Origin of the sequence: Endozoicomonas sp. (assembly GCF_965196975.1) — a bacterium.
GTDB lineage: Bacteria > Pseudomonadota > Gammaproteobacteria > Pseudomonadales > Endozoicomonadaceae > Endozoicomonas.
In genome coordinates this window covers 3,270,651-3,286,322 of the sequence record NZ_OZ239981.1, presented here as the reverse complement: position 1 = coordinate 3,286,322, position 15,672 = coordinate 3,270,651, and the positions used below count along the sequence as shown (strand labels likewise).

The 15,672-nt window shown below is 45.4% G+C and carries 11 protein-coding genes; 5 read left to right on the top strand and 6 right to left on the bottom strand.

The genetic code is table 11. The features are described 5' to 3' along the window. Positions 1–76 precede the first annotated feature (76 nt). Positions 77–1,999 (bottom strand): PrkA family serine protein kinase, encoded by a 1,923-nt coding sequence (locus ACOCLE_RS14805; protein WP_419533114.1) that lies wholly within the window; start codon positions 1,997–1,999, stop codon positions 77–79. Positions 2,000–2,464: 465 nt separating this feature from the next. Here ACOCLE_RS14805 and ACOCLE_RS14800 point away from each other — a divergent pair, with 465 nt between their 5' ends. From ACOCLE_RS14800 to ACOCLE_RS14785, 4 genes are all read left to right on the top strand, one after another. Beyond that, a complete protein-coding gene (locus ACOCLE_RS14800) occupies positions 2,465–3,247 on the top strand; it encodes a sulfite exporter TauE/SafE family protein (protein ID WP_419533113.1) in 783 nt (260 codons plus the stop codon). A gap of 94 nt (positions 3,248–3,341) precedes the next feature. Then, positions 3,342–4,847, top strand: coding sequence for an IS66 family transposase (tnpC, locus tag ACOCLE_RS14795; RefSeq protein WP_419532963.1), 1,506 nt, complete (start codon positions 3,342–3,344; stop codon positions 4,845–4,847). Between the two features lie 116 nt (positions 4,848–4,963). Next, entirely contained in the window at positions 4,964–5,827 is an 864-nt protein-coding gene (gene lgt / locus ACOCLE_RS14790) for a prolipoprotein diacylglyceryl transferase (RefSeq protein WP_419533112.1), read from the top strand. Next, positions 5,824–6,657, top strand: coding sequence for a thymidylate synthase (locus ACOCLE_RS14785; RefSeq protein WP_419533111.1), 834 nt, complete (start codon positions 5,824–5,826; stop codon positions 6,655–6,657). The genes lgt and ACOCLE_RS14785 overlap by 4 nt, the downstream gene beginning before the upstream one ends. 70 nt (positions 6,658–6,727) lie before the next feature. Here ACOCLE_RS14785 and ACOCLE_RS14780 read toward each other — a convergent pair whose 3' ends face one another. From ACOCLE_RS14780 to ACOCLE_RS14765, 4 genes are all read right to left on the bottom strand, one after another. Then, a complete protein-coding gene (locus ACOCLE_RS14780; protein WP_419533110.1) occupies positions 6,728–9,418 on the bottom strand; it encodes an inositol phosphate phosphatase SopB in 2,691 nt (896 codons plus the stop codon). A gap of 251 nt (positions 9,419–9,669) precedes the next feature. After that, the gene (locus ACOCLE_RS14775; RefSeq protein WP_066018243.1) at positions 9,670–10,725 is read right to left on the bottom strand and encodes a succinylglutamate desuccinylase/aspartoacylase family protein; all 1,056 of its coding nucleotides are present in this window, start codon (positions 10,723–10,725) and stop codon (positions 9,670–9,672) included. 106 nt (positions 10,726–10,831) lie between these two features. Next, positions 10,832–11,734 (bottom strand): 30S ribosomal protein S6--L-glutamate ligase, encoded by a 903-nt coding sequence (gene rimK, locus ACOCLE_RS14770; protein ID WP_066018242.1) that lies wholly within the window; start codon positions 11,732–11,734, stop codon positions 10,832–10,834. Between the two features lie 356 nt (positions 11,735–12,090). Further along, positions 12,091–12,396: a hypothetical protein gene (locus ACOCLE_RS14765; RefSeq protein ID WP_066018241.1), complete on the bottom strand. Its 306-nt coding sequence runs from the start codon at positions 12,394–12,396 to the stop codon at positions 12,091–12,093. Between the two features lie 319 nt (positions 12,397–12,715). On the opposite strand from ACOCLE_RS14765, the gene yccS reads away from it, so the two are divergent. After that, complete coding sequence (gene yccS, locus ACOCLE_RS14760; RefSeq protein WP_419533109.1) at positions 12,716–14,863, top strand: YccS family putative transporter; 2,148 nt, start codon at positions 12,716–12,718, stop codon at positions 14,861–14,863. A gap of 601 nt (positions 14,864–15,464) precedes the next feature. Here yccS and ACOCLE_RS14755 read toward each other — a convergent pair. Continuing rightward, positions 15,465–15,590: a hypothetical protein gene (locus tag ACOCLE_RS14755; protein WP_020580743.1), complete on the bottom strand. Its 126-nt coding sequence runs from the start codon at positions 15,588–15,590 to the stop codon at positions 15,465–15,467. Positions 15,591–15,672 lie beyond the last annotated feature (82 nt).

Below are 15,672 nucleotides of genomic sequence, written 5' to 3'. Positions count from 1 at the left end.
TATAGTGATTTGCCCTGCTAGCGCAGGGCATGAGGGTTATGCCCGCCTTGCTGGTAATGACAGGCGGGGATCGTTCTTATTGAGACTTGCGAACCCGGATATACCACTCGGATAACAGGCGAACCTGTTTCTCGGTATAGCCATGGGCAACCATCCGTGAGACGAAATCAGCGTGCTTGCGCTGATCTTCCTGAGATCCCTTGGCATTAAAGGAGATAACAGGCAGCAGGTCTTCAGTATTTGAGAACATTTTCTTCTCAATTACGGTGCGCATCTTCTCATAGCTCAGCCAGCTTGGGTTCTTGCCGTCATTATTGGCCCGGGCTCTCAGAACAAAGTTAACCACTTCATTCCGGAAGTCCTTGGGATTAGCAATGCCTGCAGGTTTCTCAATCTTCTCCAGCTCTTCGCTGAGTGCTGAACGGTCAAGAATATGGCCGGTATCCGGATCACGATATTCCTGATCCTGAATCCAGAAATCAGCGTAGGTGATGTAGCGATCAAAGATGTTCTGACCGTACTCAGAGTAAGACTCCAGGTAGGCGGTCTGAATTTCCTTACCCAGGAACTCGATGTACTTGGGCGTCAGGTACTCTTTGATAAACGACAGATAGCGATCCTGTATTTCTTCCGGGAACTGGTGCTGTTCAATCTGCTGTTCCAGAACATACAGAAGATGAACAGGGTTTGCTGCTACCTCTGATGGGTCAAAGTTGAAGACCTTGGACAGAATCTTGAAGGCGAATCGGGTAGAAAGACCGTTCATGCCTTCATCAACCCCTGCCATGTCCTTGTATTCCTGCAAGGGCTTGGCATTAGGATCGGTATCCTTCAGGTTCTCGCCGTCGTACACCTTCATCTTGGAGTAGATAGAGGAGTTTTCAGGCTCTTTGATACGGGACAGTGTGGTGAACTGCGCGAGCATCTTCAGAGTGTCTGGTGCGCAAGGAGCATCCTTGAGAGAACTGTGTTCAAGCAGCTTCTCATAGATATGGATCTCTTCACTGACTCTTACGCAATAAGGCACCTTGACAATGTTAACCCGGTCAATAAAGGCTTCATTGGTTTTATTATTTCTGAAAGTCTGCCACTCAGATTCATTTGAGTGAGCTAGAAGAACGCCTTCATAAGGAATGGCGCCAAGACCTTCGGTACTGTTGTAGTTACCTTCCTGGGTTGCGGTCAACAATGGGTGTAACACTTTAATCGGTGCTTTGAACATCTCCACAAATTCCATGATGCCCTGGTTGGCCCGGCACAATGCGCCAGAGAAGCTGTAGGCATCAGGATCATCCTGAGAATATTCTTCCAATTGACGAATATCGACTTTACCCACCAGGCTGGAGATATCCTGATTGTTCTCATCGCCAGGCTCGGTTTTGGCGATAGCCACCTGGTTTAAGCCGCTTGGATAAAGTTTTACAACACGGAACTTGGAGATGTCTCCACCATACTCGTTCAGCCGCTTCACGGCCCAGGGGGACATAATATATTTAAGGTACCGACTTGGAATACCGTATTCTTCCTTGAGAATTTCAGCATCTTCCTCAGGGTTGAATAATCCCAGTGGGGATTCAAAAACCGGGGATCCCTTGATGGCATAGAAAGGTACTCTTTCCATCAGCTGCTTTAATCTTTCAGCGAGGGATGACTTACCGCCACCCACTGGTCCCAGTAAGTAGAGAATCTGTTTCTTCTCTTCCAGACCCTGCGCGGCATGTTTAAAATAAGAGACGATCTGTTCAATGGCTTCTTCCATGCCATAGAATTCTTTGAACGCCGGGTACTGTTTAATCAGTTTATTAGAAAAGATCCTGCTGGAGCGTGGATCCCGGGAAGTGTCAATCACCTCAGGCTCACCAATCGCTTTCAGCATACGTTCAGCTGCGTTGGCATAAGCCCAGGGATCTGTTTTGCAGAGTTCCAGGTACTCTGTGAGACTCATCTCTTCCTGTTGGACGGACTCGTATCTCTGCTGATATTGAGCAAATATGGACATCTGTTTTCCCCCTCGCCTGATCGTTGTGAGTCTTGTAAGGCGTACTACTTAATTATGATTTTCAGGAGTCTTACTATCCTTATGAACGACACATTATCAATAATGAAAAAGTGTACGTACATTTACGTTATAGAACTAATAGATAAGAATGTCTATACCTTTTACGGTTTGATTTTTCAGGAATTATTTGTAAACAAAAAAAATGGGTGGGGATAAAATAGACAAGTGTTTAATAGGCATCCAACCAGTCTAGATTATTTTTTCATCTATTTGAATATACTTTGTCGTATATATGTTGATCATGTGGGTTTATTAAATTTCAAAATAATCTCAAAAAATAAGTTCTACTGAGTTTTCTATCAATTATTGGCATGTCAGGTTAACAGTAATTTCCTGAAAATAGAGCCTCCTGATAATAATTTATCGTCGTATAATTACGAATCTTATTTATTGTAAGGAATAAAGATGCTCTTTCTCCTCTATCTGGTCTTGGGGGCTTGTGCCGGAGTAATGGCTGGTTTGTTTGGTATTGGTGGGGGGCTGATTATAGTCCCTGTACTGATCTTCAGCTTCAAAGTCCAGGGCATGTCGCCTGAGGTTTTGACTCATATGGCTGTTGGCACATCCCTGGCTACTATGGTAGTTACATCGCTAAGCTCGATCAAAGCGCACCAGGATGAGGGAGCTGTTCAATGGCGGATATTTGCCACATTAAGTGTTGGTATTCTTGCCGGTGCTTTTCTCGGAGTTTATACCGCCGTGAATCTGAGCGGGCACGTGTTGCAGAAGCTTCTGGGTGTATTTGCCATACTGGTGTCGGCAAAAATGTGGTTTGGTTTTAAGGTTCATGAAGGTGCCAGAATTCCAGGAAAATCAGTACTGGTAAGTGCAGGCGTTGTGATTGGTTCCGTTTCCAGTATGTTTGGTATTGGGGGAGGGACACTCTCTGTCCCATTTTTGCGCAGAATCAGCCTGACGATGAAGCAGGCTGTTGGAACATCGGCGGCCTGTGGCTTTCCTATCGCTGTAATGGGTGCCATATCAAACATGGTGTTGGGTGAAAAGGGTACTGAACTGCCTGCTCTTGCTACCGGGTATGTGTATTGGCCCGCTTTTCTGGGAATAGTCCTGACCAGTATGCTATTTGCACGAATTGGTGCCCGAATAGCTCATGGGCTACCGGCAGAAAATCTGCAGAAAATGTTCGCCGTTTTCCTATTTATAGTAGGGGCCCAATTTTTGATATAATTGAGGTAACTATTCAGCACCCTTCATATAAATCTGGAATTTTCTGATTTTTCGACCATCATCTTATACTCAATTTTTCTAACAAATCTCCAGTATGGAACCAGACTTCCCAGCTACTCCGTTTACCGAAGCTCTCCTTAAAGAGAATGAAGAGCTTCGGACCGAGAATGCGCTTTTACGGGAACGTTGCAGCGAACTGGAAGAAAGGGTTAATAAAAACAGTCAAAACAGTAGTAAGCCACCATCGTCAGATGGTTATCAAAAGCCCAGTAAAAAAGGGAGTGATAAAGGTGATACATCTTCCAAAGAAGCCCCCTGCTCCTCACAGGAAACACCGAACCCCAAAAGCCTTAGACCATCTTCAGGCAATAAACCAGGTGGCCAGAAAGGTCATCAAGGCTCTTGTTTGAGACGTGTCGCCTTACCCGATTATGTCAGGCATCTGAAGGTTGAAAAATGTTGCTGTTGCCAGTCTTCGCTTATCGATATTAAACCCACCAAATACATTGAGCGACAGGTTTTTGATCCAGGTAGACCCGGAGAATTTGAAGTTACCGCGTACTGGGCAGACGTTAAAGTATGTCCTTGTGGTAAACGGAACACCGCTGAGTTTCCCCAAGGAGTGAAAGCCGCTGCTCAATACGGAGAAGTGACTCAGGCAATGGCTGTTCATTTAAACCAGTATCACTTCATCCCATATCACCGGGTGTCTGAGTATTTCAATACTATTTATTGCATGAGTGTCAGCGCAGGCTCTGTTGCCAATTTTGTTGCCTATACCCATGAGAACCTGGCCTCTACTGAGCAGAGTATCCGCGATGCTTTACAAGAAAGTCCGGTTGCAGGAGCGGATGAAACTGGCATGCGGGTTGACGGTTCACTGTGGTGGTTACACATTATGCGAGATGACCAATGGACGCTTTACTACCTCTCAGAAAGGCGAGGTTGTGAAGCAATGGATGCAATGGGCATCCTGCTGACTTTTGCAGGCATTCTGGTTCACGATCATTGGAAGTCCTACTTTGCCTATGCGGCAGTGCATGTGCTTTGTAATGCCCATCATCTGAGAGAGCTTCAGGGAGTTGTCGATAGGGATGCGAATAAGCTGGCTCTGCGGCTGATGAAATTGCTTACGCTCTCCTGGCACTTCTGCAAGAAATACAAAGCAGCCGGTCTGACTCAAATGCCTGGTGCAATACAGCTTCGCATTGAGACGATATACGACCAAATCCTTCAAAGGGCTCTCACGAAGGAAACCGCTTATATGGAAAAACAACGACAGGTGCTTGGACGTAAGAAGGTCAGGAATACCAAGGCCTACAACCTGTTCAAAAGGCTTATTGAGTTTAAGGTTGAAACGTTGCGCTTCATGTCGGACTTTTCAATTCCCTTCGATAACAATGGCAGTGAACGTGATGCCAGGATGGCCAAACTTAAGCAGAAGATCTCAGGCTGCTTCAGAAGCGAAGACGGAGGTACCATGTTTACCCGAATCCGAAGCTATTTATCATCTGCTAAAAAGCAGGGGTTGAACATATTTCAGGCGCTTCTTAAAGCGGTTCGAAATTACAACAATACGCCTTTGCTGGGTGCTGAATAGTTACAATGACAGTATTATAAAGTGTTGAGAAAATACACTTGAATGCTGTCAGGGTTGGCTCATTAGCCAGATACCTTGGTACACTGTGACGATATTATTTTGATCGGAATCGGTTTGTGATTGCATACCCTGAGATAGATCCCATTGCGTTTAGTGTTGGCCCACTAAGTGTTCACTGGTATGGCCTCATGTATCTGGCTGGTTTTGCACTGGCACTCTGGTTAGGCAGTATCCGTGCTCGAAGATCCGAGGGACTGTGGAGGCCTGAGCAAGTCAGTGACCTGGTTTTTTATGGTGCAGTTGGGGTTATTCTGGGAGGGCGTGTCGGTTATGTGATCTTCTATCACTTTGACTACTTCATAAGAGACCCTATCTGGCTTTTTAAAGTCTGGGATGGTGGCATGTCCTTTCATGGAGGGCTTCTGGGTGTTCTTGTTGCCATGTGGCTCTATGGACGTTCCCAGGGCAGGAACTTCTTTCAAGTTACCGATTTTATAGCCCCACTGGTGCCTTTGGGACTTGGCCTTGGCCGAGTTGGAAACTTTATTGGTGGAGAGCTTTGGGGTAGGGCGTCCGATGCTCCATGGGCCATGGTTTTCCCTACTGACCCCAGTCAGTTGGCAAGGCATCCCTCACAGCTTTATCAGTTCTTTCTGGAAGGCCTTGTTCTGTTCTGTATTCTATGGTGGTTTTCATCAAAGCCCAGACCAAGGATGTCAGTTTCTGGTTTGTTCCTGCTTATCTACGGGCTTGCAAGATTTGCCGTTGAATTTATACGGGAGCCTGATGTCCAGCTTGGTTTTATTGCTTTTGACTGGCTAACCATGGGGCAGTTGTTATCTTTGCCTATGGTCGTTATGGGTATAGTGTTTATGATTTGGGGATATCGTCACTACCCATTGGTTAATGGTATGAACAGTGATGACGCTTCCTGGCTGGAAAAGGCCAGAATGAATAAACGTGGATCGAAAAAACGATGAAAGAATATCTGGACCTACTGCGACATGTGAAAGATCATGGTACTTTCAAAGCGGATCGAACCGGTACGGGTACCTACAGTGTGTTTGGCTATCAGATGCGGTTTGATCTTTCTGATGGCTTTCCACTGGTGACGACCAAAAAGTGTCACCTGCGCTCAATTATTCATGAATTGTTGTGGTTCCTCAAAGGGGATACCAACATTGGCTACCTTCAGGAAAATGGTGTCCGAATCTGGAATGAGTGGGCAACGGGTGAAGGGGATCTTGGTCCAGTTTATGGCAAACAGTGGCGAAGCTGGGAGGGGGCCAATGGTGAAGTGGTTGACCAGATTCAGTGGTTGTTGAATGAGATCAAAACCAACCCTGATTCGCGTCGTATGGTCATCAGCGCATGGAATCCATCAGTACTTCCTGATGTTGCCTACTCGCCAAAAGAAAATGCCGCTATGGGGCGTCAGGCGTTACCACCTTGCCACTGCCTTTTTCAATTTTATGTACTGAATGGAAAACTTTCCTGCCAGTTGTATCAGCGCAGTGCCGATATTTTTCTGGGAGTGCCGTTTAATATCGCCTCCTATGCGCTGTTGACCATGATGATCGCGCAGGTGTGTGATCTGGAACCTGGTGATTTTGTACATACCTTTGGTGATGCCCACTTGTATTCTAATCATCTTGAGCAGGCTGAAGAGCAGCTAAACCGAACACCATATCAGCGACCTCAGATGAAGTTAAACCCGGCAATTCGTGATCTGTTTGAGTTTACCGGTGATGACTTTGAGCTGGTTAATTATGAAGCTCATCCGCATATAAAGGCAGCTGTATCCGTTTAGTTGGGAGTCCCTTTCCTTCCGGATAGCCCTTTGATCATTTATCCGCGGGGAAGCCTGCGGATAAATGGACTTAGTGAATTTCTAATGTGATAGGAGTCAATAATTCAGGATCAGAAAAAATGGTTCGTTGCTCTCTGTCTGCTCTCCTTGGATTACGCCTCATCAGTTCGGTACTGATTCTGTCCATATCTCGAACTGGTGTCTCATCAAGGCGAAAACCGACCAGTGCGGTATTCCTTTTCTGTACTTCAGTGTGGCCACCATAAACCATGAATAATTCGACGATCATGGCATAGAGTGGGTTTGCTTCCTGATTTTCATTTTCCTGACTCTCATGAAGGTGCATGTTAGTCGTCAATAGAGACTGAAGAACGGCTTGAACAATCGAGGTACGATCTTTATTACTTTTGCAGCCGCTGAAAATATCAATATTAAGTTCTTCAAGAATTTGGAACAGACGCTCTGTAAAAATAAATGGATCAAACTCATTGGTAATGGCCTCAAAGTCCTTTTTATTGCCGAGCAGCTTCCAGAGCTGATCATTCAATGCCTTCACTTTTTTCTGTCTGCCTTCTGGAAGGTTGCGTAACTTTCTACTAACCAGGCCATCTAGCCAGGATTTGGACTCGTTATTCACTTTATTAACGGTTTTCCATGTGTTACCAGCTTTTCTCATTAAGTAATTTAAAGCCTTTTTAAAAAAGCTACTGTGGGCTGGCTGTTTGAGCGCCAGCTGGTTGCACGGAATAACAAACATCCTGACATTAGGGGTTATTTTTACTGTCGCGTCTTGTCCATTATCCAGGTAAACCTTTAGCTCCATTTTTTGCCCGGACAGTTTTTTAAACATCTCATGCAGCTCTTCAACCCATTTCTTCTCATCGTCTTGCCCAATTGCCGTCATAAGTCGGTTATTTCTAATATAATCCGGGCTTAACAGGTTCATGTAAACTGCATCCAGATCGATAGGTTCATGCTTGGGGTCATCCATTGCTTTCTGAAGTTCTGGCAGGTGGTTTTGAACCAGCAGGGCAGTGAAGATTTCTTTTATGCGATCGAGAGTTACTTTTTCCCTTTCAGTTTTATCTTTTTCTGCATAGGCGTAGGGGCAGCCAACACGAATTTGGCGGGTAACCGGATTGCCATCAATTTTCATGGTATAGCCCATCATATTGACAGCATGCTTTGTATCTCGTTGCATGGAAGGAGCTAGCTTTCCTTCATAGTCATTCTCAAAGGGGGATCGGTTGCCGGATTTTTCTTTAAGTTGCTCTGTGGGTATACAGAGGCGCATGGCTGCAGCTGGAAAGTAGGAACTACTGACTTCCCTCCATTTTCCATCTAAATAAACATTAAGCCGAGTTTCAAACGGTTCAGAATTTTCAGAAAGAACGTTAATTAATTCCCGGTCAAAGAGTTTAGGATTATGAAAAAGTTTTCTGAGCGCGAGATCAAGCTCGAGAAAATCATCCATGTTTTCGGCGATAGATTCTACAGGTGGATCGCTCTTTTTTTTATCGGTTTCTAAGACTGGTTCATCCGAGGGTAAGGGAAAGTCAAATAGATCTGAAGATTGGTCTTTATTATCATTCAAAGTGTCTATTGTTTCTGATGAACTTTCTTTCTTTTCCTTCAGGTATTGCTCTTGTTCAACTTTTTCTTTTTTTTCATGAATAATCTTTTTTGCCTTGTATCGATATTTATCAATTTGCCTTTGGTATGGTTCCTGTTCAACTAGCCTGCTCACGAGACGTTCATAAACCTCAATCTGCTGCAAATACTGATGACTACTTCGGAAATCGTATTTATTCGCATGTTCAATGAACACCCTTAGGCCCTGAAAGTCATCGTCAAGAGATTTTGTGATTTCCTGAAGTTCTTGTGGCATAAGAGTGTAATCATAGTGTTTGAACAGTGCTCGGGTGTAGCCAAGTGTGCTTTTTTCTATTCTATCAAGCTGTGCCAGTGTTGAAGAAGGTGAAGGACCATATCGTAAAAATGAGAGTTGGGTGTCTATAATGAGTTTCTGAACTTTAGCTCTTCTGTTGACTAACATGCTCGTTAACTTTTTTAACTCTGTATCCGGTATAATGTTCCTAAATAGTCTGTCCTGGTTTGTTTTAGATGGCCTCTGGCTATTAGCTGAGTTTTTGAAGTGGAAAGGGTGAGTATCATGATTTCTGTGATAAATCTCTAAAAATGGATCGACATATGATTGTTGCTCTTTCTCCCATTCATCATCCTCATCAATGAGTGGTTCTAAATCTTGAGCATCATAAAGGTCAGGCTCGTCCTCAATGGTTCTTCTGACATCAACTCTATAGTCACTGATGTTGGTGCTTTTAAAGGGTGTTTGATCTTTTTGTGTGGGGGAGGCATCATCTTTTGGGTCATAATAGCTATGATGTTTTTTATTTCCCTCATGATGTGCTGTTGGAGATTTTCTTATCCTAAAAATATTGATTATTTTTGACAAGGAGAACTCTGATAACTTTTTGAAAGCCCTTTTCTTGCTTTGTCTTGGCTTTTTTAAGGTTTTTTTTACAGACCGTTCAGATATCTTTTTTCTTGTTGTGAGCTGATGATAAATCTTTCCAGGAAGGGAGGCTGACCACCTGAAGCCTCTGGATATTACGCTGGGGGCATTTTTAACAGCTCGTGCTGTTCTGGACCAAAATCCATTTTTATCGTTGTTCTCGCCAGTTAGTAAGGGCGTTTTGGTGCTCTCTGTTTTGGATGTTGGGCGAAAATCAATAGGCATAAATTACCTACCCCCGTATAAAAAAACTCAGTTATATTCTCTATTTTTTGTTGACTGTCTACCATTAGACTAATTTATTGTTTTCTTAGAGGTATATGGTTCTGTTAAGCAATAATTATAATACGTTGCCGATATCAGTATTGTCTTATACTTTTTTATCTCTTTTTAATATATAAATAATTTTTATATTCTTTAATGGTATTTCTAATGCTTCATTTTTTGAAAAAGATGAAGCATTAGATACATGCTAATTAATCCTGATTTTCAGGTACAGGCAGCTGGGCAACTCCCAGGTCAAGCTCTTCTTCAATGACTTCCTGATCATACTCGGTATCTGCCAGGGTGCTGCTGACTTTGGCAAGGTGGACCAGTGCATCGCCTTCATTGGCCAGTGGAAGCTGGCTAAGGCCGATAACCACACCATCAAAAGGTGCAGTAATGCTTTCACTGTCATTGGCATCAAACGGGTTCACGATGGTCATCATGGTGTCACCTTCCTTTACAAGATGACCCTGTTTGATATGAAGTAACACCAAGCCATCCCTTGAGCTTCTCAACCATTGGCTCTGGTTGCACTCCCATGGCTGAATAGCCGGTGCTTTGACTGGTTTTTTGGGCAGCATGTTCAGATGTCGCATAACACGCATAACGCCTTTGAGGCCCAGTTTGATTGATGCTTCTTCAAGTCGCAGGGCTTCACCAGCCTCATAAACCAGTGCAGGAATGTTGTACTCGTTTGCAGCCCCCCTGAATGAGCCATCTCTCAGGGATGAGTGGAGGATCACCGGTGCTCCAAACGCTCTGGCCAGACCAAGACATTTCTCGTTGGTCAGATCCGTTCTCAGCTGCGGCAGGTTTGTTCTGTGAATGGCTCCAGTATGGAGGTCCAGGGCATAGTCAACGTGTGGAAAAATGCCCGTAGTGATCAGGTTGGCGAGTCTTCCCCCCAGAGATCCTTTGCTGGATCCCGGGAAGCAGCGGTTCAGGTCCCTGCGGTCAGGCAGGTAGCGGATTTGCTGGATGAATCCGAGCTGGTTAACGACGGGAATAACGATCAGAGTCCCATAGATTTTGGACAGGTTTTTGTGACCGAGGATCTGTCGGCAGATTTCCACGCCATTCAGTTCATCACCATGAATGGCGGCTGTTACTAAAAGGCATGGACCTTTCTTGCGACCGTGAATAACCTCCATTCGAAGATCAATGGGAGTATCGGTGTAGAGTTTGACGACAGGGATATTAAGGTGCTGTCGTGTACCTGGCAGGATAGTATGGCCAAATAGCTCTAGGGGTTGTGCTCTTTCCATGGAGGACTCCAGCCCCGATCATCAAGCGTTCTAGAGAGAGACCGGGGTTGAAAAGCATCACTCGGTGTTCTTTTAATCAGAGTGATGGTGGGTTGGTGAAATTGTTTTATCCAGTAATCCGTGTGTTACTGGTGCGATGATAGTTATTCTCAATGTATTCGATGATGCAGTTGGCTACATCGTTGGCCGTAGCCCGCTCAATACCCTCAAGCCCAGGAGATGAGTTGACCTCCATCACCAGAGGGCCGCGATTGGAGCGAAGAATGTCCACACCTGCCAGCCTCAGACCCATGGCTTTTGCCGCCTTTACTGCTGTGGCTCGCTCGTCTTTAGTCAGTTTCACCAGGCTGGCACTGCCGCCACGGTGAATATTTGAACGGAATTCACCTTCCGGTGCCTGACGTTTCATGGCTGCGATTACTTTGTCGCCTATCACAAAGCAGCGAATATCGGCACCACCGGCTTCTTTGATGTATTCCTGAACCATAATATTGGCTTTCAGACCCATAAACGCTTCCAGAACGCTTTCCGCCGCTTTTCGGGTCTCTGCCAGTACTACACCGATTCCCTGAGTGCCTTCCAGCAGTTTGATGACCAATGGGGCACCACCAACCATGTCGATCAGGTCAGGAATATCCCCAGGACCACTGGCAAAACCGGTAACTGGAAGGCCAACCCCTTTACGCGACAGCAGTTGCATTGACCGTAATTTGTCACGGGAGCGGGCAATGGCCAGAGACTCATTCAGTGAATAACAGTTCATCATTTCAAACTGGCGAAGAACTGCAGTTCCATAAAAGGTATTGGAAGCTCCAATGCGTGGAATCACAGCATCATAGTGAGGCAGCTCAACCCCTTTCATATGAATACTGGGGTTTTTGTCATTGATATTCATATAGCAACTTAAAATATCAATAACATCGATCGTATGACCTCTGGCTTCTGCAGCCTCAATGATGCGGCGGGATGAATATAACCGCTCGTTACGTGAAAGTAGCGCAATTCGCATTGGGTAATTCCTGATAAAAGGTCATTCTGCGCTCTGGCTGAAAACCTCGTTCATTAATGGTAGAGAAAAAGTATGGCTTACCAGAGAGCTTTTTACTGAATATACGGGGATCGGCAGATTCGTAAAACTGTTTTATAAAAGTAGTACTCATCTTTTACTATGAAAATTCGGCTACTTTGATTTCTGTAGCCATTTCATGGTTTGTGATGAGCGGAGTACTCTGCTCATGACTATTTATTCTATCTTCACAAAAACGATCCGGGTAACTGGTTGTAAACGGCAATATAAATCAAAGCGGGCTGACAAACTGCAGCCCTTGGGTAGAGGAGGGATCCTAATCAGTAACGGGAGTCAATTTACCAGTGGTCAAAGACCAGGTGCTCGTCTCCGAGTAATTCCCGCAACCGTTTGCGTTCAAGGTGAAGCTCCGCTTTCGACCGTTTTTTCTCATAGTCAGCCTGGCGGGTGCGATAACGCTTTTTGGCTCTGGCCGCTTTTTCAAACTCTTCTTCGAAGTCTGGATACTCTTCCATCTCTGCCTGCTCTGAATGCCGGTCAAGACAAATAGCAAACAGCCGTTCCTCATCTGCAAACCATCGCTCACAGAGATTGTGGAACTGGCGTTGCAGCGCTAATTTCTGGTAAAACCATGGTTCAGTCAATAAAAAAAAACAGAGCCTGCATAAAACAGGGGGAAAGCCTGTTTTTTAGTAATTACCTGCGTTTTAGTCTGTAAGCAAGCAAGATTTTCTATGCTTTTGCTTTTTTTATTGGCTTTTTTTAGTGTTTTATATTTGTTTTGGTAAGTGGCGTTGAGCGATTTTTCTCGGTTTTTTCTTAAATGCTGGTGAATGAAGCGCCATAAAACCGGTACAACGAAATAGTTTCTCTGGGATTACGGCCATCGCTACTTAGTCTCTCAGCTTTTTTCGGGTATGCTCATAAACTTTAGATCAATCGCCCGGCAATCAGCTCTCCATCATGTTCTCCCCTGATATCTTCCAACCATTTCGCAACTACTGGGCAAATGACCGGTTTAATTACAGTGTAAAAGTCTTTTTTGCCTTGGCTGGCGTTACCTTACCCGCCTGGTATCGGGGAACAACCGATGAGATCACACCCATGGTCCTGGGCATTATTGCTGCTGCTCTGGCCGAAGTGGATGACAACCTTTGGGGAAGAATTAAAGCCCTGGTCTTGATGCTTGCCTGTTTTCTATTGGCATCACTGTCAATTGAGCTGCTGTTCGGTCATCCATTTCTTTTTGCTGCCGGACTCTTCTGCTCAACGTTTGGCTTTACCATGCTCGGTGCTATGGGGCCACGGTACAGCAGTATGGCATTTGCTTCGTTACTTCTGGCGGTTTACACCATGCTGGGTGCGGGAGAAAGTCCCAGTCTCTGGGAACAGCCGACTCTGCTTCTGGGCGGAGCGCTCTGGTATGGTGTGCTGTCTCTGGTCTGGCATATCCTCTGGCCGAATCGACCTGTGCAGCAGTCTCTGGCTAATGTATTTAAAGAACTGGCTGGTTATTTTGACAGTAAAAGCCTGCTGTTTGATCCCGTTGCTAATATGAACCCTCAGCCTTCACGCTTGGAGGTGGCCAGGAAAAATGCAAGTGTTGTTAACGCTCTGAATCAGGCCAAGGTGTCATTGCTTCAGAGAGTTCGCCGGCAGACCAGTGTGCGAGAGCAGCCTTTTCTGCAAATTTACTTTCTTGCACAGGATATTCATGAGCGGGTGAGTTCCTCTCACTATCGCTATCAGGATCTGGCAGAAAGCTTCTCCCGAAGCGATATTCTTTTCCGCTTTCAGAAAATGCTCAGAGTTCAGGCAAATGCATGTCGGGCAATAGCTCATTCTCTGGCCATGGGGCGAGAGTATGTGCATGATAGCGAAAGTGTGGCTGTTCTTGATGAGCTGCAGCAGTCACTGGAATATCTGAAACAACAAAACAATCCACAGTGGCAATCGTTACTGGTTCAGCTGGAATACCTGCTGAAAAATCTGGCGACCGTGGAATTACAAATGTCGTCGGTAGGGCACCCCAGTTCAGAGATGCCTGGTGACGAGGGGATACTGGCAGACTCCGAACCTCAGGGGGTCAAGGCTCACCTGCTGTGCATCTGGAATGAATGCCGTCTGGACAGCCCTCTATTTCGGCACGGCCTTCGTCTGGCAACGGCGCTGACCCTAGGCTATGGGCTGATTGTGCTATTGAACCTGCAACCCGGTTACTGGGTTCTGCTGACCATACTGTTTGTCTGCCAGCCCAGCTACAGCGCAACAAGGCAGAAACTTACCCAGAGGGTTCTTGGAACCCTGGCCGGTCTGCTGGTCGGGATACCTCTTCTGTACCTTTTTCCGGGGCAGGAAGGTCAGCTGGTTCTGATGGTGATCAGCGGAATTCTGTTTTTTGCGTTTCGCACCGTGCGCTATGACCTGGCAACCGCCTTTATTACCTTGCTGGTGTTGTTTTGTTTTAATCAGCAGGGGATGGGCTTTGCTGTGATTATGCCTCGTCTGGGGGATACACTTCTCGGCTGTCTGCTGGCTGTCGCTGCAGTTGCTTTTATTCTGCCTGACTGGGAGTCAAAGCGGCTGAACCGGATTATGGCGTTGACCATATCCAGGCATAGGGAATATCTGGCTCAGGTCATGGAGCAATATCAAAATGGCAAGCGGGATACAGTGGATTATCGCCTGGCCCGCCGTCATGCTCACAATATGGATGCACAGCTATATGCAGCCATTATGAATATGCTCACGGAGCCGGGGCGCTATCAGCGGGCAAAGGATGAAAGTTTTCGTTTTCTGGCTCTTTCCCATGCCTTGTTGAGTTATATCTCTACACTGGGGGCACACCGCATCCGGTTGGCTGACCATATTGTTGAAGACAAGCTTCAGGAATCGTACCTGGTTATTGATAATCACATGCAGCTGCTGGAAACCCAGCTTTCAGGGAATCAAGACAAGGATAAGATAGAGGTAGATTCTTATCCATCAGCTACTATTCATGGCTGGCTTGAAGAAGAGAACCCTGAAGTGAGGCTGTTATTACAGCAGCTTCAGCTGATGTTCAAAATCATGCCCGAGATGCACGCTCTGGCTCTGGCTTTAAAAAGCTAACCCACTAAGCTAAGCATTGATTCTGGCTCTGGTGTCCGCAGAAGGGGGCTTACTTCTACTTGGCGGGTTGTGTTGAGCGAGAGTGAAGTGATCGTCTACTAGTTTGTGTATTGCTGATATATTGCTTTGCCCTTCCTTAAACTGGTTGTTCTGGTTATGGGTTTCAACAGTGTATATAACTTCGCTACAGGATCGTTGTGTTTGCAGGTGAACCGAGTAAGGACCTTTTTGAACGGCTGTTTGTGGAAAGCCAGAATGGAGTGTCTGATTCATTGAGTTGGAAGAATTTATTTGGGGAGTTGGGTGCCCTTGAAGGTTTGGGTATGAAACTTGCCAGTGGTGATAGTTCGCGGTTGTATTAGCTTGTTGATTATTTCGATCCTGAAGAGAATAAGTAGGGTTATTGGTTATAGGATCAAGAGTAGAGCTGTCATAGTAATCTGTGAACATGCTTACCTCCAGCTGGTAGGTATTAGCTGAATACTAAGACTGCAGGATTGGGAAAGAGTTCTCTATTTTGATGAAAAATAAAATCAGAAAGGGCATTAGCTGATAAGAATTTTATATGGCACTGAATTTCAGTGCCATAATCAGGAGCGGATCAATCGCTGTCCATCATACCGTCATCCTGGAAGATAACAGACTGATCGACAGTTTCACCGTTGGTTGCGCAGCCAGTCAGCAGGGTCAGCATGCCTGCAAAGAAAATAACAAGAGCCTTTTTCATTTTAAGTTTCCAACTTTCGAATATGGTGCTGATCATCGATCAAAACTTTCGAAAAGTTATTGATATTGGTCAGTCTTTTTAC

What these genes read in the sequence shown, in the direction of transcription:
- ACOCLE_RS14805 (WP_419533114.1), bottom strand. Translation starts at nt 1,999, where the DNA reads ATGTCCATATTTGCTCAATATCAGCAGAGATACGAGTCCGTCCAACAG.
- ACOCLE_RS14775 (WP_066018243.1), bottom strand. Translation starts at nt 10,725, where the DNA reads ATGGAAAGAGCACAACCCCTAGAGCTATTTGGCCATACTATCCTGCCA.
- yccS (WP_419533109.1), top strand. Translation starts at nt 12,716, where the DNA reads ATGTTCTCCCCTGATATCTTCCAACCATTTCGCAACTACTGGGCAAAT.
- ACOCLE_RS14800 (WP_419533113.1), top strand. Translation starts at nt 2,465, where the DNA reads ATGCTCTTTCTCCTCTATCTGGTCTTGGGGGCTTGTGCCGGAGTAATG.
- rimK (WP_066018242.1), bottom strand. Translation starts at nt 11,734, where the DNA reads ATGCGAATTGCGCTACTTTCACGTAACGAGCGGTTATATTCATCCCGC.
- ACOCLE_RS14785 (WP_419533111.1), top strand. Translation starts at nt 5,824, where the DNA reads ATGAAAGAATATCTGGACCTACTGCGACATGTGAAAGATCATGGTACT.
- ACOCLE_RS14780 (WP_419533110.1), bottom strand. Translation starts at nt 9,418, where the DNA reads ATGCCTATTGATTTTCGCCCAACATCCAAAACAGAGAGCACCAAAACG.
- ACOCLE_RS14755 (WP_020580743.1), bottom strand. Translation starts at nt 15,590, where the DNA reads ATGAAAAAGGCTCTTGTTATTTTCTTTGCAGGCATGCTGACCCTGCTG.
- tnpC (WP_419532963.1), top strand. Translation starts at nt 3,342, where the DNA reads ATGGAACCAGACTTCCCAGCTACTCCGTTTACCGAAGCTCTCCTTAAA.